The organism is Arthrobacter pigmenti, assembly GCF_011927905.1.
Lineage (GTDB): Bacteria > Actinomycetota > Actinomycetes > Actinomycetales > Micrococcaceae > Arthrobacter_D > Arthrobacter_D pigmenti.
On the sequence record NZ_JAATJL010000001.1, the window covers coordinates 1,291,295 to 1,311,983 of the forward strand.

Genomic DNA, 20,689 nt, shown 5'->3' on the forward strand with positions numbered 1-20,689 from the left:
GTGGCTATGATCGGACAATGGGTTCTTCTCACTACCTGCGCTATCCACACCTGTCCGGCGACCTCATCACCTTCGCGGCTGAAAATGACGTCTGGGTCGCCCCGCTCACGGGAGGGAGGGCATGGCGGATCTCGGCACTTCAGCAGCCCGTTCGGAACCCGCGATTCTCACCCGACGGCTCGGTGATCGCCTGGACTGTTGTGCAGGGCTCGGCACCCGAGGTCGTTGCAGCCGACTCCGGCGGTGGTAATTTCCGGCGGCTCACTTACTGGGGCCATCAAAGCACCAGGGTGAAAGGGTTCACCGCCGACGGGCAGGTCCTTGCAACCAGTGCCTTCCGCCATGAGGATCCCCGCCATGCGTGGGCCTATCGGGTGCCGCTGGACGGTTCAGCCCAGGAGGTTATCCCCTACGGTCCAGCTGAAGCGATCGTCTACGGCGAGGAAGTCGGAGATGAGCGCCCTGTGGTGATCGCGAGCGTCATGACCCGTGAACAGGCCTGGTGGAAACGCTACCGGGGCGGTACAGCGGGCAAGCTCTGGATAGACCCGGATGGATCGGGCGACTTCACACGGTTCCTCCCGGATCTGGACGGCAACCTCACGGACCCGATGTGGGTGGGGAGCCGGCTCGCTTTCCTCTCTGACCATGAAGGGTACGGCAATCTTTACTCCGTCACGCTGAACGGCGAGGACCTGCGGCGCCACACAGACCATGAAGAGTTCTACGTCCGTCATGCCGCGACCGACGGCAACCGGGTTGTCTTCGAATCGGCAGGCGCCCTGTGGTTGCTCGATAGCCTCGATGCAGACCCGAAGGAACTGGACATCACCCTCGGTTCAGCGTCGGTCGGCCGCAGGCCGCAAGCACTCGATGTCTCCCGGCATCTGGCAGCGGCGGTCCCGGTCGAGGACGGACGCGCAAGCATCATCGAAGCGCACGGCACGCTGCATCTGCTGACGCACCGTGACGGACCATCGCGAGTGGTGGATGCCACCTCGGGCGTGCGCTCCCGGCTCGGCAGACCGCTCGGACATAACCGTGTCGCGTATATCGCCGATCACGAGGGTGAGGAGTCCCTCTATATCCGCAACATCTTCGACACTGACTTGCCCGTACAGCCGTCTGCGGCCCGGCGGGAAGCGCCCAGCGCCGGTTCCGGCCTCCCGGCTCCGGTTCCGGCGGCATTGCCCGCTGACGCTGCGGAAGGTGAGGACCCGAGCCAGAACGACGACGCCGGGCCGGACGAGGCCGTCCTCGATGCCCAGGACAGTGCCGTTAGCCCTTCGGCGACCCGAGTCCCGTTCGAAGGGAGGTTTCGTGCCAGCAACCTCGCGGTGAGTCCGGACGGCCGGTATGTGGCGCTGGCAGGCGAGATGGGGGAGATCCTCATTCATGAGGTGGGCCAACAAGGCACTTTCACGCTCTCAACCACGCCCCATGGCGCAGTGGATGACCTCGCGTTTTCGCCGGATTCTGCCTGGCTGGTCTGGGCTGAGCCGGTCACCGGGGAAGGTGCACGCACACGCATAAGGCTGGCGCGCATCGCCCGGGATGCCGACATCCTGGACCTGACGGACGGGCGTTTCCGGGATCACGCGCCATCCTTCACACCGGACTGCCGCTTCATCGCGTTCCTCTCGGACCGCAGCTTCGACCCGGTTTACGACACACACCGGTTCGACCTCAGTTTCCCTGCTTCGACCAAGCCCTTCCTCGTCGCGCTGTCGGATCACACGGCGTCGCCATTCGGGCCCGCTGTGCACGACCTGCCTGTGGAGGTCACTGACGACGACGACGCGAAACCGTCCGTGCAAGTGGACCCGGAGCGCCTGGCCGAACGGATCATTTCGGTTCCGGTGCCGCAGGGCTCCTATGAAGGGCTGCGTGCAGTCGAGAATGCGCTCCTGTGGCTTGCTGCCGAAACTGCCGGCATCACAGGTGACGGCCGCGCTACGACGGACGCAAAGGAGCCTGCGAAGCGGCTTGAGCGTTTCGATATGGCGAAGCGCGAGGTCACAACTCTTCTGCAGGAAACGGACTCGTTCGAGATCAGCGGCGATGGTAAGCGCGCCGTCGTCATCCGGGATGGAGCGTTGACTGCTATCCCGACGTCAGGCTCGGTCGAGGCCGATTCGCCGGAACGGATAGCCGTGGAACTGAACCGGATCCGGGTTTTGCTCGACCCGCCAAGTGTTTGGCGGCAGGCGTTCGAGGATGCCTGGCGCCTGCAGCGGGACTTCTTCTGGGCAGAGGATATGGGCGGACTCGACTGGACAGCCGTGCGCGATCGCTATCGGCCCGTCCTGGACCGGATTGGTTCGCATGATGACCTCGTGGATGTCCTCTGGGAGCTGCACGGCGAGTTGGGTACCTCCCATGCCTACGTCACGCCCGCACCCGCCTCCGAGCCCGGCGCCGGTGCGCAGGGGTTCCTCGGTGCGGAGCTGAGCCGCGCGGACCGCGGATGGCGGGTGGACCGGATCTTCGCCGGCGAGTCGTCAGACCCACAGGCTACGTCTCCCTTGAGCGCACCGGGAGTGGGTGTGCGGCCCGGCGATCTCATTCAGGCCGTGGACGGGATCCCGGTACCTCCTGAGCTGGGCCCGTCCGTACTTCTGACTGGAGCGGGCGGCCGCACCGTCGAGCTGACGATCGCCCGGCTCGACGGCGACGGCGGCGAGCCGGCCGTACGGCGCGTGGCGGTGATCCCACTGCGCAGCGAGGAGCGCCTGCGGTACCAGAACTGGGTCAGTGCCAACCGCGCAATCGTCCATGAGGCGTCAGAGAACCGGTTCGGATATCTCCACATTCCCGACATGGTTGCCAAGGGGTGGGCGCAGTTGCACAGGGACCTGGACCGTGAAACCGAGCGTGATGGCCTCATCATCGACGTGCGACGGAACCGTGGAGGACACACTTCCCAGTTGGTCGCCGAACTCATCGGCAGGAAGGTGACGGCCTGGTCACTGCCTCGGGGGGAGCAGCCGGGCACCTATCCGGCGCACGCGCCGCGTGGCCCTGTTGTGATCCTGACTGACGAATTCGCGGGATCAGACGGGGACATCATCACGCAGGTATCGAAACTGCGCGGTATCGGACCGGTGATCGGCACCCGGACGTGGGGCGGCGTCGTCGGTATCGACGGACGCTTCAACCTTGCCGACGGGACGGGAGTGACGCAGCCCCGCTACGCGTTCTGGATGACAGGCGACGTGGAATGGGGTGTCGAGAACTACGGCGTTGAGCCGGACATTGAAGTGCCGTTCCCACCGCATGCCTACGCAGCTCAGGACGACCCGCAGCTTGAGCATGGAGTTGGAATTCTTCGGGAGATGATTGCCGAGTTGCCTACGGACGTTCCCCCGGTTCGGCAGAATTACCCGCGCCTCGCGCCCGAGCCGCTGCCGCCGCGCAACTGATTGCTCTGATTATTCAGCGCTGAAGCAAGTAAATCGCCCCGGACACCAAAAGCGGTGTCCGGGGCGATTCGCTTAAAGTGGCGAGCGATCAGGACTCGAGGGTCGCGTCCAGCGAAATGTCCTTTACTCCAGCGAGTGCCTGGGAGACGGGGCAACCCGTCTTCGCATCCTCAGCGATGCGCTGGAAATCCTCCTCGCTCAGGCCGGGAACGGACGCCTTCAGGGTCAAACGAATCGCAGTGATGCCGACACCGGCTTCGAAATCCACTTCGGCGTTTGTCTCGACCCGGTCAGGCGTCTTGCCTTCGCCGCCCAGCGCATGGCTGAACGCCATTGAAAAGCAGGCTGAATGGGCGGCGGCGATCAGCTCCTCCGGGCTGGTCTTTCCTCCGGCTTCTTCGGCGCGTGCCTTCCACGTAACGTCGTAGGTTCCGAGTCCCGAGGTGTCGAGTGATACCTGACCCGAACCTGAGGGCAGATCGCCTGTCCAGACTGTGTGTGCTGAGCGTACGGTAGCCATGAGTTCTCCTGTTCACTGGTTGAATCCTGCAGCCAGGCGTTTGCCGGGCTTTTTCCTCGTCCGGAGAGGAGGAAGACTGTGTGGTTGGTGGCGTATGGCGAAAGGCAGTATCCAGGGCGCCCTGGATACTGCCTTTCCTGCAACTGTCGGCAACTACAACCTACAGACTGAAGACTCGAGTCTAAAGACCGAGGTCCGCTTCAAACGCCCCGTCTTCCAACCGGGCCTTGAGAGTCTGCAGGAACCGGCCGGCATCCGCGCCATCGACCAGGCGGTGATCGTAGGTCAGGCAGAGGTACATCATTGACCGGATGGCGATGGTGTCTTCCCCATCTGCGTCCGTAACCACGACGGGGCGCTTGACGATCGCGCCGGTGCCGAGGATGCCCACCTGCGGCTGGTTGATGATCGGGGTGTCGAACAGGGCGCCGACCGACCCGATGTTGGTGATGGTGAACGTTCCGCCGGAAAGTTCATCCGGCCCAATCTGACCGCTGCGGGTGCGGGCACCCACGTCCGCGATCTTCTTGGCGAGACCCGCAAGGTTGAGATTTCCGGCGTCGCTGATGACCGGGACGAGAAGTCCCTTCTCGGTGTCCACCGCAATCGCCAGGTGCTCGGCGTCGTGGTATGTGACTTCCTTGGCTTCCTCATCGAACGAAGCGTTCAGCTTGGGGTGCTGCTTCAGCGCCTCCGTGACGGTCTTCGCAATGAATGGGAGGAACGTGAGCTTGGCGCCGTTTTGCGACTGGAAGGTTTCCTTGGCCTTCGAACGCAGGCGGGCAACCCTGGTCATGTCGACCTCGATCACCTGCGTGAGCTGGGCTGATGCTTCCAGTGACTCGCGCATACGCCGGGCGATGGTCTGTCGGATGCGAGGTGCCTTCTCGACAGTGCCGCGCAGCTTCGACGGCGCGGGTGCTGCCGGGGCTGTAGGTGCCGTTCCGGCGGACTGGGGAGCAGCCGCTTCCGATGCGGTTGATTTGGCTGCTTCGGCTGCCTCGAGGACGTCCTGCTTGCGGATGCGTCCGCCGACGCCGGTACCCTTGAGCCCAGCCAGATCAACGCCGTGCTGGTTCGCGAGCTTGCGCACCAGTGGGGTGACATAGACCGAATCGGAGCCCGAGGCTGCTTCACTTTCTTCATCGGGGGAGGGAGCGGGAGCAGGCTGGTCCTTGGCGGGCGCAGGCGGAGCTTTTTCTTCAGCTGCCGGCTCGGCAGGCTGGGGTTCGGCTTCGCCGCCCTGGGCGGGTTCGGCAGCTGGCTCTTCACGGTCGCCCGATGGAGCGGCGGCAACGGGCTCGGCTTCCTTAGGCTCAGCCTGCGCAGGGGCGGCGCTGCCGGAGCCGATCACCGCGAGCACCGAGCCGACCTCAGCCGTCTCGTCCTCATTGACCCGGATCTCCTGCAGAGTACCGGCAACGGGCGAGGGAATCTCGGTGTCTACCTTGTCGGTCGATACCTCGAGCAGCGGCTCGTCGACCTCGACTTCGTCGCCGACAGCCTTGAGCCAGCGTGTCACCGTACCCTCAGTCACGCTCTCACCGAGTGCAGGGAGTGTGACCTCGGTGCCGTCTCCACCGCCCTGACCGCTACCGCTGTCAGACTCCGGTGCCGGGGTTGCTTCGGGCTCCTCGCTGCTCTCTGGAGCCGCTGTCTCCGCCTCACCGTTGTCTGAATCCTGTGCAGGATCCTCCGACCCGGAATCTGCCGACTCGTCACCCTCGGAGCCCGAATCGTCCGAGCCGCCGGCACCATCACCGATCCGTACCAGGGGAGCACCTACCTCTGCGGTCTCGTCCTCGGCAACAAGGATCTCCTCGATCACGCCGGCAACCGGGGACGGGATCTCGGTGTCTACCTTGTCGGTCGAGACTTCGAGCAGCGGCTCATCCACTTCGACGCGGTCGCCGACCTGCTTGAGCCAACGGGTGACGGTACCCTCAGTGACGCTCTCGCCCAGGGCCGGTAAGTTCACGGATTCAGACATGTTGTCCGTTTCTCCTTGTTCGTTCTACCTCCGGCCGCCGGTATTGAGGACCAGCGGCGTCGGTGTGAGGTTGCCAGTGATGCTTTGGTTGGAGCCTTGTGCGACCGGATGGTGCAGAGCCGCGGTTCCGGGAGTGCTCTATTAGCCGTGCAGGGGCTTGCCTGCCAGGGCGAGGTGGGCCTCGCCGAGCGACTCGTTCTGGGTGGGGTGCGCGTGGACCAGTTGAGCCACGTCCTCCGGGTAGGCCTCCCAGTTCACGATCAGTTGTGCTTCGCCAATTTGTTCGCCCATTCGGGTGCCGATCATGTGAACGCCGACCACCGGCCCGTCCTTCTCACGGACCAGCTTCACGATGCCACCGGTGCCGAGAATGGAGCTCTTGCCGTTGCCAGCCAGGTTGTACTCCTGGGTTTCGACCCTGTCATCCCCCAGCTTTTCCTTTGCGGCCTTCTCGGTGAGGCCGACCGATGCGATTTCAGGCTCGCAGTAAGTGACCTTCGGAATATTGACGTCTTCGACGATGACCGGCTTGAGCCCTGCGATCTCTTCAGCGACGAAGATGCCCTGCTGGTAGCCGCGGTGTGCGAGCTGAAGGCCCGGCACGATGTCGCCGACTGCGTAGATGTTTCCGACACCCGTGTGCAGGCGCTCGTTCGTGATGACGAATCCACGGTCAAGGGTGACTCCGGCATCCTCATAGCCCAGGCCGTCAGTAACGGGGCCACGGCCTACCGCGACGAGCAGGAGGTCTGCTTCGAAGGTCTTGCCGTCGACGAGGGTGACCTTGACGCCGTCGTCGTTCTGTTCAACCTTGTCGAAGAAGGTGCCGGTGTTGAACTTGATGCCGCGCTTCTTGAAAGCGCGCTCCAGGTTCTTGACGATCGAGGCATCCTCGTTGGGGACGAGCGAAGGCAGGCCTTCAATGATCGTGACGTCGACGCCGAACGATTTCCAGACCGAAGCGAACTCGCAGCCGATCACGCCGCCCCCGAGCACGATTGCGCTCGATGGAATGGTGTCCATGGTGAGGGCCTGATCGGAGGTGATGACCTTACCGCCGATCTCCAGGCCGGGGAGCGAGCGGGAGTAGGAACCGGTCGCCAGCACGATGTTCTTGCCGGTGTACGTGGTGCCGTCCACTTCAACGGTGTTCTTGCCGGTCAGCTTGCCCGCGCCCTCGATGACGGTGATTCCCTTGGACTTGATGAGTCCCTGAAGGCCCTTGAACTTGCCGGCGACAATGCCGTCCTTGTAGGCGTTCACTGCCGGCATGTCAATGGATTCAAAGGTGGCCTTGATGCCGTATTTCTCGGCGGACCGGGCGCTGTCGGCTACCTCTGCCGAGTGCAGGAGGGCCTTGGTGGGAATGCAGCCGTTGTGCAGGCAGGTGCCTCCCAGTTTGCCCTTTTCGATGAGTCCGACAGTGAAGCCCAGCTGGACGGCACGGAGAGCGGCTGCATAGCCTCCGCTGCCTCCGCCCAGTACCAGGATGTCGAATTCTTGCGCAGTTGCCGTTTCGGCCACTTGGACGCTCCCTCGCGTAATCTGTGACGCACTTAGGTTCGCGCGTCAATTGATGTTTGGCGGAATGCTTTCGTGTGATCTGGGTTCACCCTATCTCCAGATCACACCATCAGCCACTTGATGAAGGCTTAACCACACCCCTATGTGTCCAGTCTCACCAATAGGCTCGAAGTGATTCAGGAAGGGTTCTTCGTTGCCCGCTCAACGACGTCCTCAACATAGGCGAGGATGGTGCGCAGCCCGACGCCAGTGGCACCCTTCGGGGTGTAACCGTAGGAGCCGCCTTCGTTGAATGCCGGTCCGGCGATGTCCAGGTGTGCCCACGGGATCTTCTCGCCGTTCGCTTCACCCACGAACTCCCGGAGGAAAACGGCTGCGGTCATCATGCCGCCGAACTTCTCTCCGATGTTTGCTATGTCGGCGACCGTTGAATCGAGACTTGGACGCAATTCTTCGGGAAGCGGCATGGCCCAGAACTGTTCACCGGCGCGGTCCGCAGCCGCCTTCACGGCATCGCGGACGCCGTCGTCGCCCATCACACCGGAGACCCGCTTCCCGAGCGCGACCATCTGCGCACCGGTCAGGGTCGCGATGTCGAGGATAGCGTCGGGGAACTCGCGGCTGGCGGCGGCGAGTGCATCGGCCATGACCAGGCGCCCCTCAGCATCGGTGTTGAGCACTTCGACCGTGCGGCCGCCAAAGATGGTGAGCACATCCGATGGGCGTTGCGCGGTTCCGGAGGGCATGTTCTCGGCGAGGCAGAGCCAGCCGGTCACGCTGACCGGCAGGCCGAGCTGGGCGACGGCGTTCACTGCGGCGAGTACGACGGCGGCACCCGCCATATCCAGCTTCATGGTCTGCATCCCTGCGCCGGGCTTCAGCGAGAGGCCGCCGGAATCGAAAGTGATTCCCTTTCCGACCAGGGCGAGGTTGATCTTGGACTTGGCGGGGGAGTATTCAAGCTTCACGAGGCGGGGCGGACGCGAAGAACCCTTGCCGACGCCCAGGATCCCGCCGTAGCCGTCCTTTTCGAGTTTCTTTTCATCCAGCACGGTCACCTTGACCGGAAGTCCCTTGACGTAGTCCCGCGCGAACTGCGCAAAGGACTCGGGATAAAGGTGGCTCGGTGGCTGGTTCACAAGGGTGCGGGTTGCGTTGACGCCCTGTCCAATTGCCTTGGCGCGCTCGAGTGCACCCTTGAGCCCGCCGTCGTTTGCGGCCGGGCTGAGGATAGTGACGCGGGACAGCGTCTTCGCCGACGGCCGCGGGGCTTTGCCGCCGACGGCTGAGAAGTGCTCGGTGTAGCTGTAACTGCCCAGCAGCACACCTTCCGCAACGGCGGCTACTTCAGCCACCGTAGCTGCGGGGAGCGCGACTGCGATGCTTTCCACTCCGCTGAGCTGGCGCACAGCCGAACCGGCGGCACGCCGCAGCGTTTCCTCGGAGAGGGGACTGCCGGGCGTGACCCGGCCAGTGCCCGTGAGCACCAAAACGTCCGCGCCGATTTCCGGCATGCCTGGAAAGCGTTTCGCTTCATCTGCCGCACCGGTGACGCCAAGGGAGGGAAGGCTGTCGCTCAGGGCGCGCGCTGACTTGGCAGACAACGGATTATCAAGCAGAACCGGACCGTCGGGGGTCTGACCGGTGCCGATCACAAGGACCTCGCATCCGGCCTTCTTGATGTCTTTGGAGACTGCGGTCAGTTGGATTTCGCTGGTGTTGCTCACGAAGGTTTTCCTCGCTTCCAGTTCTGGGTGTGTGCTCGATACCGCAGGTTGCGCGGTAATCAACTGCTACCGATCGTAGCCGTCCCATGTGACATGCGTCCTACCGGGGGTTCTGACGGGAATGCCCGGGCCTTCGCCCGACGTTATGCAGGCAGAAGAAAATGATCCGCATGACTTACGGTGTAAGTGCGAGCCCTGCGGATCTGCGAATGCACCATCCGGTCGGCCGAATGGCCGGGAGCCCAGCTGAGGAGGAAGCATTGTTGGAGCCACGAAGCCTTTACAACGTGAACGATTCGTACATTGACGATTCCTCCGTTCGTGGACTGCCGCTCGTTGCGGGATTCACGGGTTTCGTCGACGCCGGACACGTGGTGGCGCAGGTTCGCTCCGAATTGCTGGACTCGTTGAACCATGACCTCCTGGCGGTCTTCGACACCGACCAACTGATTGACTACCGCAGCCGTCGTCCTCGCATTACCTTCGAGCAGGACCACCTGACTGACTACCGGCCGCCGAGCCTCGAACTGCAGGTCCTCGAGGACGGGTTAGGGGAACGGTTCCTGCTCCTGAGCGGACTGGAACCGGATCTGCAGTGGGAGCGCTTCAGCGCTGCCGTTATGCAGCTCGTTGAGCGGCTCGAGGTACCGCTGGTCGCGTGGATCCACTCACTGCCCATGCCCGTCCCGCACACCCGTCCGCTGGGTGTAACCGTGCACGGCAACCGCAGGGATCTCATCGAAGGCATGGGATCGGCATGGAAGCCGACGGCGGAACTGCAGGCGTCCATTGGCCACCTGCTCGAATTGCGGCTCGCGCAGACCGGCACAGACGTCGTCGGGTACGTGGTTCACGTACCGCACTATCTCTCCGAAGCTGAGTATCCGCCTGCTGCCGTCACTGCACTGGAGTACCTGGGCGCCTCGATCGGTCGCGTACTTCCGACGGACAGGCTGCGGGAAGCAGGGCGGGATGTCGAGCGTCAGATCGCCCGCCAGGTGGATAATTCGCTTGAGGTCCAGGGCGTTGTTTCGTCCCTGGAGAAGCGCTACGACGAGCGGTCTGAGGGTTCCGGGCGTTCGTTGCTCGTAAAGCAGAACATGGAATTGGCGAGCGCTGAGGAGATAGGATCCGCCGTCGAAGCCTATTTGGCCGGTCCCCGTGCGGCGGATGAGCTCGCCGAGACGCTGGAAGCCTCGCTCGATGAGCCGGAGGACGACTCCACGGTCTCCGGTGAGGAAGCTGATAATGCAGATGACGGTTCCGTAGACCGGGGAGATGGCGGGAGTTCCAAGCCTGGCAACTGAAGAATCCCGCACCACGGACCGACGCGCCTGGGTGGTATGGGCGGCCGGGGTGCTGGCGTACCTGATTGCTGTAACCCAGCGCACGTCATTCGGTGTAGCCGGCATCGAGGCTACCGAGCGATTCAATGCAACGGCCTCGGCACTCGCGATCTTCACAGTTGCCCAGCTGGTCGTGTATGCGGGCATGCAAATCCCGGTGGGGGTTCTCGTGGACCGGTTCGGATCGCGGATGATGATCGTCAGCGGGGCAGCGCTGATGGCGCTGGGCCAGACGCAGCTGGCTTTCGCGGAGTCAGTACCTGCGGGAATCGTCGGCCGCCTGCTGGTCGGAGGGGGCGATGCCATGACGTTCGTCGCGGTGCTGAGGCTGCTTCCGGCATGGTTCGATTCGCGACGTATCCCGCTGTTGACACAGCTGACAGGGATCCTTGGACAGTTCGGGCAGATCCTCAGCGTTGTTCCGTTCCTTGCGGTCCTGCAGTACGCGGGCTGGAGCACGGCGTTCCTATCTGCCGCGGGGCTGGGTGTGTTTGCGGCCGTGCTGGGCCTCTCGATGATCCGGGACGAACCGTCTGGTGCGGCTCAGCGCGGCCGTGTATCCCTCCGGCAGACAGGTGTATCCCTGGCGGACGCCTGGAAGCAGCCCGGCACACGGCTGGGCCTATGGTGCCACTTCACCACGCAGTTCTCGGGCACGGTATTCGTGCTGATCTGGGGTTATCCGTATCTGGTGAGCGCGCAGGCGCTCCCGGCCGCCACCGCTTCGGTGCTGATGACGCTTTTCGTTGTGGTAGGCATGGTCTGCGGTCCATTGCTGGGCGTTTACGTGGCACGTCACCCGCTGCGCCGCTCCACGATGGTCCTAGCCATCACTGCCGCAACTGCGCTCGCGTGGTTGGTGGTCCTGACCTACCCTGGACGGGCCCCTCTCTGGCTGTTGGTCCTGCTCGTGGTGACGCTTGCGGTGGGCGGGCCCGGCTCAATGATCGGATTTGATTTTGCCCGTACCTTCAATCCTGCCTCCCGCCTTGGGACCGCAACGGGAATCGTCAATATCGGCGGCTTCACCGCAGCGCTGATCACCATGTTCGCAGTTGGGCTGATCCTGGATCTGCTGCTTGCCAGCGGCTTCTCCAACGGAGATTTGTACGCGCTCGACTCATTCCGGATCGCTTTCTCCGTGCAGTTCCTGATACTGATCGGAGGCACCGTTGCGATTCTTGTACTCCGCCGGCGCGTGAGGGCGCAATTGGCCCGGCAATCAATCGTCGTGCCGCCCTTGCGTGAGGCGCTTGCCCGCGAATTACGACGACGGCGCCAAGTCCGCCGGATAGGCACTGCCCCTCCACAATCGAAAGATTCGGGCGACTTACACACATAGCGCGGCCGGCGCAGCCGGCGAAGTGGAATTGGCGCCAAAGTCTTATCCATGACTTCGAACGCACCCATTTCCGTCAGCACTCCCGCAGATATCCTGAGCTACGTTCCGCACGTTCTCGGTTTCCAACCCCGCGAAAGCCTTGTGTTCATCACCATGGCGGGTAAACGGGTGGGGGCGACCCTGCGGTTGGACCTCCCGAAGGACTCGACTGACCCGTTGGATTACGCACAGGGAGTACGGGAGTACCTTGAGGCCGATTCCGCCGCGGACGGTGTGCTTATGGTCCTCTATACGGAGCAGGAGTGGGCAGAGCCGGAAGCGCCGCCGTTCGCGGCACTTGTACACTGCCTCGATCTGGTCCTGGACGCGGCGGGGCTTACGCTCCTCGATGGCTGGCTGATCAGTAGCAGTTCCTGGCGGGATTATTTCTGCGATGACGCAGCTTGCTGTCCGTGGCCAGGCCACCCCCTTGCTGCCATCACCGAAAGCGTCCTCAACACGGAACTGGTCTTCCAGGGCAGCAGTTACGCGGACTCGTTGGAAGCAGCGGTGGGTTTGCTGGGATCTGAACGTCAGGAGGATGTACACCGCCTGACCTGCCAATACCTTGCACAGTGGGTAGGGAACTGGGAGCGGACAAGCGTGGGGCACGATTCCCTGGTGCTGTGGGACAGCCTCATTGCCCGGGTGCTGGATGGAGGTGCGCTCGAGGCTGAACCAGAGGTGATCGCCTTCCTGCTTGCCGGCCTTACCCGCGGGTCCGTAAGGGACGGCGTGATAGTACTCGCCGGTGCGGGTCTGGATGCAGCATCAGACGCCGCGGACCAGGCCGGGATCCTGCCGGCCGGGATGCCCCGGATTGCGCTTCCTGCAGAATGCGCGCGGCTCATCGCAGAGCACCTGGCAACGCGGAGTCCAGCAGAACCATTGGCATCCGAGCCGGGCGGATCACTCTTCAGCGAGGTCTTCCTGGCAACGTCCGAGTTTCCGGACTGGCAGCGACTGGACGCCGCCTATTCCATCTTCCTGGGGTTTTCGGCCATCGCGGAGGGGGAATCGCGTGCGGCGCTCCTGAGTATCCTTGGATGGCTCGAGTGGGCCAGAGGCAGGGGCTCGCGGGCACACCGCTTCCTGCAGGAGGCGTTGGATGAGACGCCCGCCTACACCCTGGCGGAGCTCCTCCTACAACTCGTTGGATCCGGAAGCCTCGCTCCCTGGGCCCGGTCCCGCGACACTTCCTGGACCTCAGAGCCGCGAAGAGTTGCCTGAGGCAGGAGGAAGTGCGGGGCCCGTAGCTTAGCGTGGGGAGGTATTGGAGAATTACGCACCGTTCCCAAAGCGTGCGACAATGGAACCCAGACCCGGTTGGGTTCGTGTTTCAGGTTGGAGTGCCGCAACCGGTGGAAGCTGAAGTAGTTGACTACAACGCATCCACCAGGGAATAGCGCACTCAGCGGAGCTGTTGTCTTGACGTACAGTTTCCGCTGATCCGCCTGAGTTCAGGCACGGACTTGACAGGGTCATAGTGGTGTTGCCCCCTTGGTGGCGCCACACACCGCCGTATGAAAGGTTCTCTGTGTCGGCCAAGAAGACAACAGCACCGGTGTTAACAGAACCCGGTACAACTGCAACCAAGCGCAAGTCTGCTGCAACGAAGACGGCCTCAAAGGCCGGGTCCGCACGCGGCACCAAGCGCACGGCAAATGAAGGCAGCGTCGACACGAACGGTGCCGCGGCAGTCCCTGACGAGGAAGCCACGGATCAAGAGGTCGACCCCACAGCAGCAGACGTGGACACCGCCGAGTCGGACACCGCCGAGGTTGCTGAGGCAAGCACCGGAAGCGGTTTCGTCTACTCTGACGCGGACGATGACGATGCTCCTGCGCAGCAGGTCGTCTCAGCGGGAGCTACCGCAGACCCGGTCAAGGACTACCTGAAGCAGATCGGAAAGGTGGCCCTGCTTAACGCCGAGCAGGAAGTCGACCTCGCTTTGCGCATCGAGGCAGGTCTCTTCGCCGAGGAGAAACTCGCGGCTAACGCGAACATCGACCCCAAGCTGCGCCGTGAGCTCGAATGGGTTATTCACGACGGAAAGCGGGCCAAGAACCACCTGCTCGAAGCAAACCTTCGGCTCGTTGTATCCCTTGCCAAGCGCTACACCGGTCGCGGGATGCTCTTCCTCGATTTGATCCAGGAAGGCAACCTCGGCCTGATTCGCGCGGTCGAGAAATTCGACTACACCAAGGGCTTCAAGTTCTCCACCTACGCCACGTGGTGGATTCGGCAGGCCATCACCCGCGCAATGGCAGACCAGGCTCGTACCATCCGCATCCCTGTGCACATGGTTGAGGTCATCAACAAGCTCGCGCGGGTCCAGCGGCAGATGCTGCAGGACCTCGGGCGGGAGCCCACGCCGGAAGAGCTCGCGCTTGAGCTGGATATGACCCCTGAAAAAGTGGTTGAGGTGCAGAAGTACGGACGTGAGCCGATTTCATTGCACACGCCGCTCGGCGAGGACGGCGACTCGGAATTCGGCGACCTCATCGAGGACTCCGAGGCTGTTGTGCCCGCGGATGCCGTCAGCTTCACCCTCCTTCAGGAGCAACTGCACTCGGTTCTGGACACACTGTCCGAGCGTGAGGCAGGCGTGGTAGCCATGCGCTTCGGCCTGACCGATGGGCAGCCGAAAACATTGGACGAAATCGGGAAGGTGTACGGCGTGACGCGTGAACGCATCCGCCAGATAGAGTCAAAGACAATGTCAAAGCTCCGCCACCCATCCCGTTCGCAGGTACTGCGCGACTACCTCGACTAATCTCTCGCCTGCCCCCAGCAGGCGAGGAGCAGACGAAAAAGAACCCCTTTCCGCCAGTGTGGAAAGGGGTTCTTTTTGTGGCTGGCCGCCGACGGACGGACGGCGTCCGCTCCCTGCTATGGCTCTACTGTGGCCTGAGCTTTCTCGTTGAGCCGGCCCGTTTCATCCTGCCACTCCGAAGTCTGCGGGCGCAGAGTGCTCTCTACAGCGCGGGCGTGGTGCCCGCAGAAGAGAAGCTCGCCACCGGAGGAGGAAAGGACTGCGCGGACGTATGCCTGGGCTCCGCACCGGTCGCAGCGATGCAGTGCGGTCAGCTCGCGGGTTGCTGTAGCTGTTGTCATGGGTGCCTCCTTAGTGGTTCCTGTAGTTCATATAACCACTATTCGTAGCCGTTTCTTCGCAAGCTGGGTTGGCTTTCGCTGAGCGCGTACCGGCTACGACCGCGAGCGAAGCGGCGTCACCGCAGACTACGGCATGCCTGCACGGCAGCCGATGTTGGAGCGAATATGCTGGTTACGGTGCGCCGATTTCGGCTCGCAGCATCGACGACCGGTAACAAGTCCGGGTATTACTCCCAAGGAGTTTCCAAGGAACGTGGCCCCCAGCTCTGAATACACCGCCCGCCATCTGTCCGTGCTTGAAGGACTGGAGGCTGTCCGTAAACGCCCAGGCATGTACATCGGCTCCACCGACTCCCGGGGACTCATGCACTGCCTGTGGGAAATCATCGACAATTCGGTTGATGAGGCCCTTGCCGGCCACGGACAGAACATCCGGGTGATCCTCCATGCAGACGGTTCGGTAGAGGTGCACGACGACGGTCGCGGCATACCGGTTGACGCCGAGCCTAAGACCGGACTCAGCGGTGTGGAGGTGGTCTTCACAAAGCTGCATGCCGGAGGCAAATTTGGCGGCGGTTCGTACACTGCGTCCGGCGGCCTGCACGGTGTCGGGGCCAGCGTTGTCAATGCGCTCTCCGCCCGGCTCGACGTGCAGGTGGACCGTGGCGGAAAGACCTACCAGATGTCCTTCCGCCGGGGAGAACCCGGTCGGTTCGAAGACGAACGCAAGCTCGCTCCAACGGCGAAGTTCGCTCCCTTCGTGGACAGTTCCCGGCTTGAAGTCGTGGGGAGTACAAAGCGCGGCGTCACGGGGACCAGGATTCGGTACTGGGCGGATCGCCAGATCTTCACTCCCGACGCGAAGTTCTCCTACGAAGAACTGCAGGCACGTGCCAGGCAGACTTCCTTCCTTGTTCCGGGCCTGCGCATCACCCTCCGCGATGAGCGGGGCCTGCCGGGAACGGATGGCGTCGTCGAAGAGGTTTTCCATCATGACGGCGGTATCTCGGAGTTCGCCGAGTTCCTTGCGATCGACCATGCGGTGACGGACGTGTGGCGCTTGCACGGCGCCGGACGGTTCAAGGAGTCCGTGCCGGTCCTTGACGAACAGGGACACAGCCGGATCGCTGAAGTGGAACGTGACTGCGAGGTGGACATCGCGCTGCGGTGGGGGATCGGCTACGACACCACAGTCAAGAGCTTCGTCAACATCATCGCAACGCCCAAAGGCGGAACCCACCAGGCAGGCTTCGAGCAGGCCCTGCTCAAGACGTTTCGCAAGGTGGTCGAATCCAACGCCCGCAAGCTCAAGGCAGGCAACGACAAACTGGAGAAGGATGACGTCTTTGCGGGACTGACTGCCGTACTGACGGTCCGTCTGGCCGAGCCGCAGTTCGAGGGCCAGACCAAGGAAATTCTGGGAACCTCAGCCGTACGGGCGATCGTCGCGAAGGTGGTCGAAACGCAGATCCTGGCCCGGCTGAATTCGTCGGCGCGAGCAGACAAGGCGCAGTCCGCGCTCCTGCTCGAGAAAGTCGTCGCCGAGATGAAGTCCCGGGTTTCCGCGCGGGTCCACAAGGAGACCCAACGCAGGAAGAACGCCCTCGAGACCTCGTCCATGCCCACCAAGCTCGCTGACTGCCGCATTGACGACGCCGAGCGTTCGGAACTGTTCATCGTCGAGGGTGACAGCGCCCTGGGAACGGCCAAACTCGCGCGCTCCTCCGACTACCAGGCGCTGCTGCCCATCCGCGGCAAGATCCTGAACGTGCAGAAAGCATCGGTAGGGGACATGCTGTCCAACTCCGAATGCGCGGCGCTGATCCAGGTGGTCGGGGCGGGCTCGGGACGGAGCTTCTCACTGGACGCCGCACGATACGGCAAGGTGATCCTGATGACGGACGCGGACGTCGATGGGGCGCACATTCGAACCCTCCTACTGACTCTGTTCTTTCGCTATATGCGTCCGCTCGTTGACGCCGGCCGGGTGTTCGCTGCGGTACCTCCGCTGCATCGGGTGGAAGTGGTCGGTGCGGGGAGCAAACCGAACGAAACCCTCTATACCTACTCAGAGCAGGAACTGCACCGTCTGCTCGCCACGCTGGAGCGTGAGGGTAAGCGCTATAAGGAGCCGATCCAGCGTTACAAGGGGCTCGGGGAGATGGACGCCGGCCAGCTCGCGGAAACCACCATGGATCCACGCCACCGGACGCTCCGCCGCGTCCGGATCCAGGAAGCAGAAGCCGCTGAGCGCGTGTTCGACCTATTGATGGGCAGCGATGTCGCACCGCGAAAGGACTTCATTATTGCGGGGGCCGCGTCACTTGACCGGGAGCGGATCGACGCTTGACCCTCAAGCCCACGGACGCTTGACCCTCAAGCCCACGGACGCCTGACCCTCAAGCCCATGGTCACGCCGGACGGGAATAGTCCCTCGGTGTCTAGCCGAAAAAGCCCGGCGCGATCAGCAGAACCGTGGGCGCCGTCAGCAGAAGGGCGGCGGCGGTCAGCGCACCGATCGTCTGCACGTTGGAAAGCGGGGGCTGGGGCTCGAGCAGTCTCCGGAGGCGATGGACAGTCGCCACTGAGCTGCCTTCAGCGCCAGGTTCCTCATCAGGGGCGCTCGGCGCGGCGTCCACGCGTGGTCTTCCAACTGCGGATCCGGCGTCGGAGCCGTCCGCAACGGGTGCATCTCTACGAGATCCGTCCATTGCCGGCCCGTGGGATCCGCTCGCGACGATGGCTATCGCGCCGACCAGTACTTTTTCGTCCACCTGCTTGACGGCTTCGTCGTCGGCAAGCATCTCGATGAGCTCATTGACCGCTCGCTGGGCAAGCTGCGATGTCGGCAGCCAGGGTAACGCTGAGCGCCAGGCGGCAAAGGCCCATAGCAGCAGGTGGTGACGCTGCTTCAGATGCGCCCGTTCATGAATGAGGACGGCCTGCAGCTCATCCTCCGATAGGAGGCCCATGAGGCCGTCGGAGAGAACGGTGACGGACCGTGCACCTCCGGGGAGGCAGTAGGCCACCGGAGCAGGGTGCTTGATGACGAGGGTTGACGGATTACCGTGCGAGGGCGAACTGAGCAGATTCAGCAGGTTGCGGTGCCGGCGTCGTTGTCCCCGGATGCGTGCGTAGGTCAACAGCAGCGTGAACACCAGGTGGGCTGTTAACAGGCTTGCCGCGCTGAGTGCGAACACATGGACCAGGCCAAGGGTTTCAGCCGGGCGATTGTTCACCACAACGTCCCACAGAGCACCGAGTGCCTCCAAAAGGTTATCTCCGAGCGGTTCGAGGCCCCATACGAGCATGGCGCCGATCATCGAGAGCCCACCAGCGAGCGCGATTGCCTGCCAAAGGATCATTGCGGTAAAGGGAGACCGGGCGGGCCATTTCGCGCGGGACAGGGCGATCGGGGCAGGCCACGCCAAAACCACGGCAAGCGTGGCCAGCAAGTGCGAGGCCCAGAACATGGGTGCTAGCTGCTGCCCAGAAGCCGCCGGAGCGTGCGGGCCTCGCTCTCGGACACGCTGCCGATGAACCGCGCAAGCACTGCTTCCCGGTCCGGTGCGGTCACGAGAACCTCATGCATGAGTTCGGCGGTGTGATCCTCGCGGCTGGTCACCGCGCGGTAGCGATGAGGGCGCGTGTCCCGCTCGCGTTCCACCAGGCCCTTCTTCTCCAGGCGGGAGAGCACGGTGAGAACCGTGGTCACCGCCAGTTCCTTACCCTCTGCCGTGCCTGCCGGAGCAAGCGCCAATGCGTCGCGAAGCGCGTTCGCGGTCATGGCCCCGGGGGTGGCCCACAGCAGGTCCATCACTGTGCGTTCGAGTTCACCGAGCGTGGCCATTTCTATTCCTTTGTTGAGCATTCCTGAGCTGGACGACGGCGGTAGCCTTCGCTTTCGCCTGTACCAACCACCTCTTAACCTACAACGTTTTTGTGCAGGGTTCTACATCACGTAGAAGTAACGTTGAAGTTGTTCTACGATGTGTAGAAGAAGAACTTCTACAAGATGTAGAAGTTGTGTCAGGCATCGACCGTGCTTGAGGAATCGAGGATCCATGGAAGCTCTCGAAATCGCCCGCTGGCAGTTCGGCATCACCACCGTCTACCACTTCCTAATGGTGCCGCTCACCATCGGACTGGGCCTGGTCGTGGCCATCATGCAGACCCTCTGGTACCGGACGGGCAAGGAACACTACCTGCGGATGACCAAGTTCTGGGGCAAGCTCTTCCTCATTAACTTCATCATGGGTGTGGCGACCGGCATTGTGCAGGAGTTCCAGTTCGGGCTCGCCTGGAGCGAGTACAGCCGTTTCGTGGGCGACGTGTTCGGGGCGCCGCTCGCCATGGAGGCCCTCCTGGCGTTCTTCGTCGAATCGACTTTCCTCGGGCTCTGGATCTTCGGTTGGCAGCGCTTGCCCCGTCTGATCCATCTCGGCTCGTTGTGGGCCGCAGTCTCCGCTTCGGTCTTCTCGGCCTACTTCATCATCGTGGCCAATTCCTGGATGCAGCACCCGGTGGGCGTCGAACTCGTCGACGGTAGGGCGCGCATGGTCGACGCGTGGGCGGTGTTCACGAACAACACCGCGCTGGTTGCCTTCACGCACACGATCTTCGGTGCCCTTGCCGTGGCCGGCGGTTTCCTGCTCGGCATCGCCTGGTACCACCTGTGGAAGCGGCGCCACGACGGCCTGGATAGTGTCGGCGCCGACGGCCGTGTTCTTCCGGGCGGAGACGAAGCTGGGGGCCGCGGCCGCACCGACCATCAGGTGTGGCTCCGCTCGGCGCGGATCGGCGCCGTCGTCGCTCTTTTGTCCTTCGCCGGCACCGCCGTCTCCGGTGACCTGCAGGCGAAGCTGATGTTCGAGCAGCAGCCCATGAAGATGGCTGCCGCTGAAGCCGCGTGCCACGACGGGACCGGATTCTCGATCCTTTCCGTCGGCAACCTCGGCGCGCAGGACTGCGATGACATCGTCGCCGTGATCGAGGTGCCCGAGATGCTCTCCTTCCTGGCCAACGGCGACTTCACCACGGAGGTCAAGGGCGTGAACACTCTGCTCCCCGAGTACAAGGAGCAGTACGGCGAGACCTTGCCGGACGATCCAATCTACGGCGAGCGTGCCGGGATGCCGATCGACTATCTCCCGGTCATGGAGGTGACGTACTGGGGCTTCCGCATCATGATCGGCTTCGGCGCGGTTGCGGCCTTCGCGGCGCTGGTGGCGCTGTGGGTTCTGCGGAAGGGCACCGTCCCGCAGTCCCGCTGGCTGATGCGCCTTGCGGTCTTCGGGATCCTCGCGCCGTTCGGCGCCAACTCGGCCGGCTGGATCTTCACCGAGATGGGCCGCCAGCCCTTCGTCGTCGCCCCCAACCCGGATCCCAATGGTATTGACGGGGTCTTCATGTTCACCGCGGCGGCCGTGTCGCCGGGAGTCGAACTGTCGGAGCTCATTTTCTCCCTCGTCGCCCTGACCCTGGTGTATGCGGTGCTGCTGGTGGTCGAGGTGAAGCTGCTCGTCACCTACGTCCGCGGCGGCGTCGCCTCCGCGATGCCGGAACTGAAACACCAGCACGACGACGGCGACACCGACGAGAATGAGCGCCCCGGCGGGAAGGACAAAGACGATGTGCTCGCCTTTGCCTACTGACCGAACTT

At 63.2% G+C, this 20,689-nt stretch carries 14 protein-coding genes; 7 read left to right on the top strand and 7 right to left on the bottom strand.

Features of this window, described 5'->3' with window-relative positions:
• The first annotated feature begins 17 nt into the window (after nucleotides 1-17).
• Nucleotides 18-3,422, top strand: coding sequence for a S41 family peptidase (locus BJ994_RS05965; RefSeq protein WP_167992473.1), 3,405 nt, complete (start codon nucleotides 18-20; stop codon nucleotides 3,420-3,422).
• An 88-nt stretch (nucleotides 3,423-3,510) separates the two neighbouring features.
• Here the strand turns inward: BJ994_RS05965 and BJ994_RS05970 are convergent, their stop codons facing one another.
• The 4 genes from BJ994_RS05970 to BJ994_RS05985 all read right to left on the bottom strand — a co-directional run bounded on the left by BJ994_RS05970 (nucleotide 3,511) and on the right by BJ994_RS05985 (nucleotide 9,183).
• Complete coding sequence (locus tag BJ994_RS05970; protein WP_167992474.1) at nucleotides 3,511-3,942, bottom strand: OsmC family protein; 432 nt, start codon at nucleotides 3,940-3,942, stop codon at nucleotides 3,511-3,513.
• Nucleotides 3,943-4,123: 181 nt separating this feature from the next.
• Nucleotides 4,124-5,932 (bottom strand): 2-oxoglutarate dehydrogenase, E2 component, dihydrolipoamide succinyltransferase, encoded by a 1,809-nt coding sequence (gene sucB / locus BJ994_RS05975; protein ID WP_167992475.1) that lies wholly within the window; start codon nucleotides 5,930-5,932, stop codon nucleotides 4,124-4,126.
• 141 nt (nucleotides 5,933-6,073) lie between these two features.
• Nucleotides 6,074-7,456: a dihydrolipoyl dehydrogenase gene (gene lpdA, locus BJ994_RS05980; protein WP_167992477.1), complete on the bottom strand. Its 1,383-nt coding sequence runs from the start codon at nucleotides 7,454-7,456 to the stop codon at nucleotides 6,074-6,076.
• Nucleotides 7,457-7,632: 176 nt separating this feature from the next.
• Nucleotides 7,633-9,183, bottom strand: coding sequence for a leucyl aminopeptidase (locus BJ994_RS05985; RefSeq protein ID WP_167992478.1), 1,551 nt, complete (start codon nucleotides 9,181-9,183; stop codon nucleotides 7,633-7,635).
• Between the two features lie 230 nt (nucleotides 9,184-9,413).
• On the opposite strand from BJ994_RS05985, the gene BJ994_RS05990 reads away from it, so the two are divergent.
• The 4 genes from BJ994_RS05990 (at nucleotide 9,414) to BJ994_RS06005 (ending at nucleotide 14,686) form a co-directional block, all read left to right on the top strand.
• On the top strand, nucleotides 9,414-10,490 hold the full coding sequence (locus tag BJ994_RS05990) for a proteasome assembly chaperone family protein (RefSeq protein ID WP_167995883.1): 1,077 nt from the start codon (nucleotides 9,414-9,416) through the stop codon (nucleotides 10,488-10,490).
• A complete protein-coding gene (locus BJ994_RS05995) occupies nucleotides 10,462-11,871 on the top strand; it encodes an MFS transporter (RefSeq protein ID WP_167992479.1) in 1,410 nt (469 codons plus the stop codon). Before BJ994_RS05990 ends, BJ994_RS05995 begins: the two co-directional genes overlap by 29 nt.
• 48 nt (nucleotides 11,872-11,919) lie before the next feature.
• Nucleotides 11,920-13,140 carry a DUF4192 domain-containing protein gene (locus tag BJ994_RS06000; RefSeq protein WP_167992480.1) on the top strand — a complete coding sequence of 407 codons (1,221 nt, stop codon included), beginning with the start codon at nucleotides 11,920-11,922 and terminating at the stop codon, nucleotides 13,138-13,140.
• A 307-nt stretch (nucleotides 13,141-13,447) separates the two neighbouring features.
• Complete coding sequence (locus BJ994_RS06005; protein WP_167992481.1) at nucleotides 13,448-14,686, top strand: RNA polymerase sigma factor; 1,239 nt, start codon at nucleotides 13,448-13,450, stop codon at nucleotides 14,684-14,686.
• A 116-nt stretch (nucleotides 14,687-14,802) separates the two neighbouring features.
• Here BJ994_RS06005 and BJ994_RS06010 read toward each other — a convergent pair whose 3' ends face one another.
• A complete protein-coding gene (locus BJ994_RS06010; RefSeq protein WP_167992482.1) occupies nucleotides 14,803-15,027 on the bottom strand; it encodes a DUF7455 domain-containing protein in 225 nt (74 codons plus the stop codon).
• Nucleotides 15,028-15,280: 253 nt separating this feature from the next.
• Here BJ994_RS06010 and BJ994_RS06015 point away from each other — a divergent pair, with 253 nt between their 5' ends.
• Entirely contained in the window at nucleotides 15,281-17,377 is a 2,097-nt protein-coding gene (locus BJ994_RS06015; protein ID WP_167992484.1) for a DNA gyrase subunit B, read from the top strand.
• Between the two features lie 91 nt (nucleotides 17,378-17,468).
• On the opposite strand, the gene BJ994_RS06020 is transcribed toward BJ994_RS06015, so the two are convergent.
• On the bottom strand, nucleotides 17,469-18,500 hold the full coding sequence (locus BJ994_RS06020; protein ID WP_167992486.1) for a M56 family metallopeptidase: 1,032 nt from the start codon (nucleotides 18,498-18,500) through the stop codon (nucleotides 17,469-17,471).
• 5 nt (nucleotides 18,501-18,505) lie between these two features.
• Entirely contained in the window at nucleotides 18,506-18,877 is a 372-nt protein-coding gene (locus BJ994_RS06025; protein ID WP_167992488.1) for a BlaI/MecI/CopY family transcriptional regulator, read from the bottom strand.
• A gap of 214 nt (nucleotides 18,878-19,091) precedes the next feature.
• Here BJ994_RS06025 and BJ994_RS06030 point away from each other — a divergent pair, with 214 nt between their 5' ends.
• Complete coding sequence (locus BJ994_RS06030; RefSeq protein ID WP_167992490.1) at nucleotides 19,092-20,681, top strand: cytochrome ubiquinol oxidase subunit I; 1,590 nt, start codon at nucleotides 19,092-19,094, stop codon at nucleotides 20,679-20,681.
• Nucleotides 20,682-20,689 lie beyond the last annotated feature (8 nt).

Coding starts and splice junctions, on each gene's coding strand:
- BJ994_RS05965 (WP_167992473.1), top strand. CDS start 18: ATGGGTTCTTCTCACTACCTGCGCTATCCACACCTGTCCGGCGACCTC.
- BJ994_RS05970 (WP_167992474.1), bottom strand. CDS start 3,942: ATGGCTACCGTACGCTCAGCACACACAGTCTGGACAGGCGATCTGCCC.
- sucB (WP_167992475.1), bottom strand. CDS start 5,932: ATGTCTGAATCCGTGAACTTACCGGCCCTGGGCGAGAGCGTCACTGAG.
- BJ994_RS05990 (WP_167995883.1), top strand. CDS start 9,414: ATGGCCGGGAGCCCAGCTGAGGAGGAAGCATTGTTGGAGCCACGAAGC.
- BJ994_RS05995 (WP_167992479.1), top strand. CDS start 10,462: ATGGCGGGAGTTCCAAGCCTGGCAACTGAAGAATCCCGCACCACGGAC.
- BJ994_RS06000 (WP_167992480.1), top strand. CDS start 11,920: ATGACTTCGAACGCACCCATTTCCGTCAGCACTCCCGCAGATATCCTG.
- BJ994_RS06010 (WP_167992482.1), bottom strand. CDS start 15,027: ATGACAACAGCTACAGCAACCCGCGAGCTGACCGCACTGCATCGCTGC.
- BJ994_RS06020 (WP_167992486.1), bottom strand. CDS start 18,500: ATGTTCTGGGCCTCGCACTTGCTGGCCACGCTTGCCGTGGTTTTGGCG.
- BJ994_RS06025 (WP_167992488.1), bottom strand. CDS start 18,877: ATGGCCACGCTCGGTGAACTCGAACGCACAGTGATGGACCTGCTGTGG.
- BJ994_RS06030 (WP_167992490.1), top strand. CDS start 19,092: ATGGAAGCTCTCGAAATCGCCCGCTGGCAGTTCGGCATCACCACCGTC.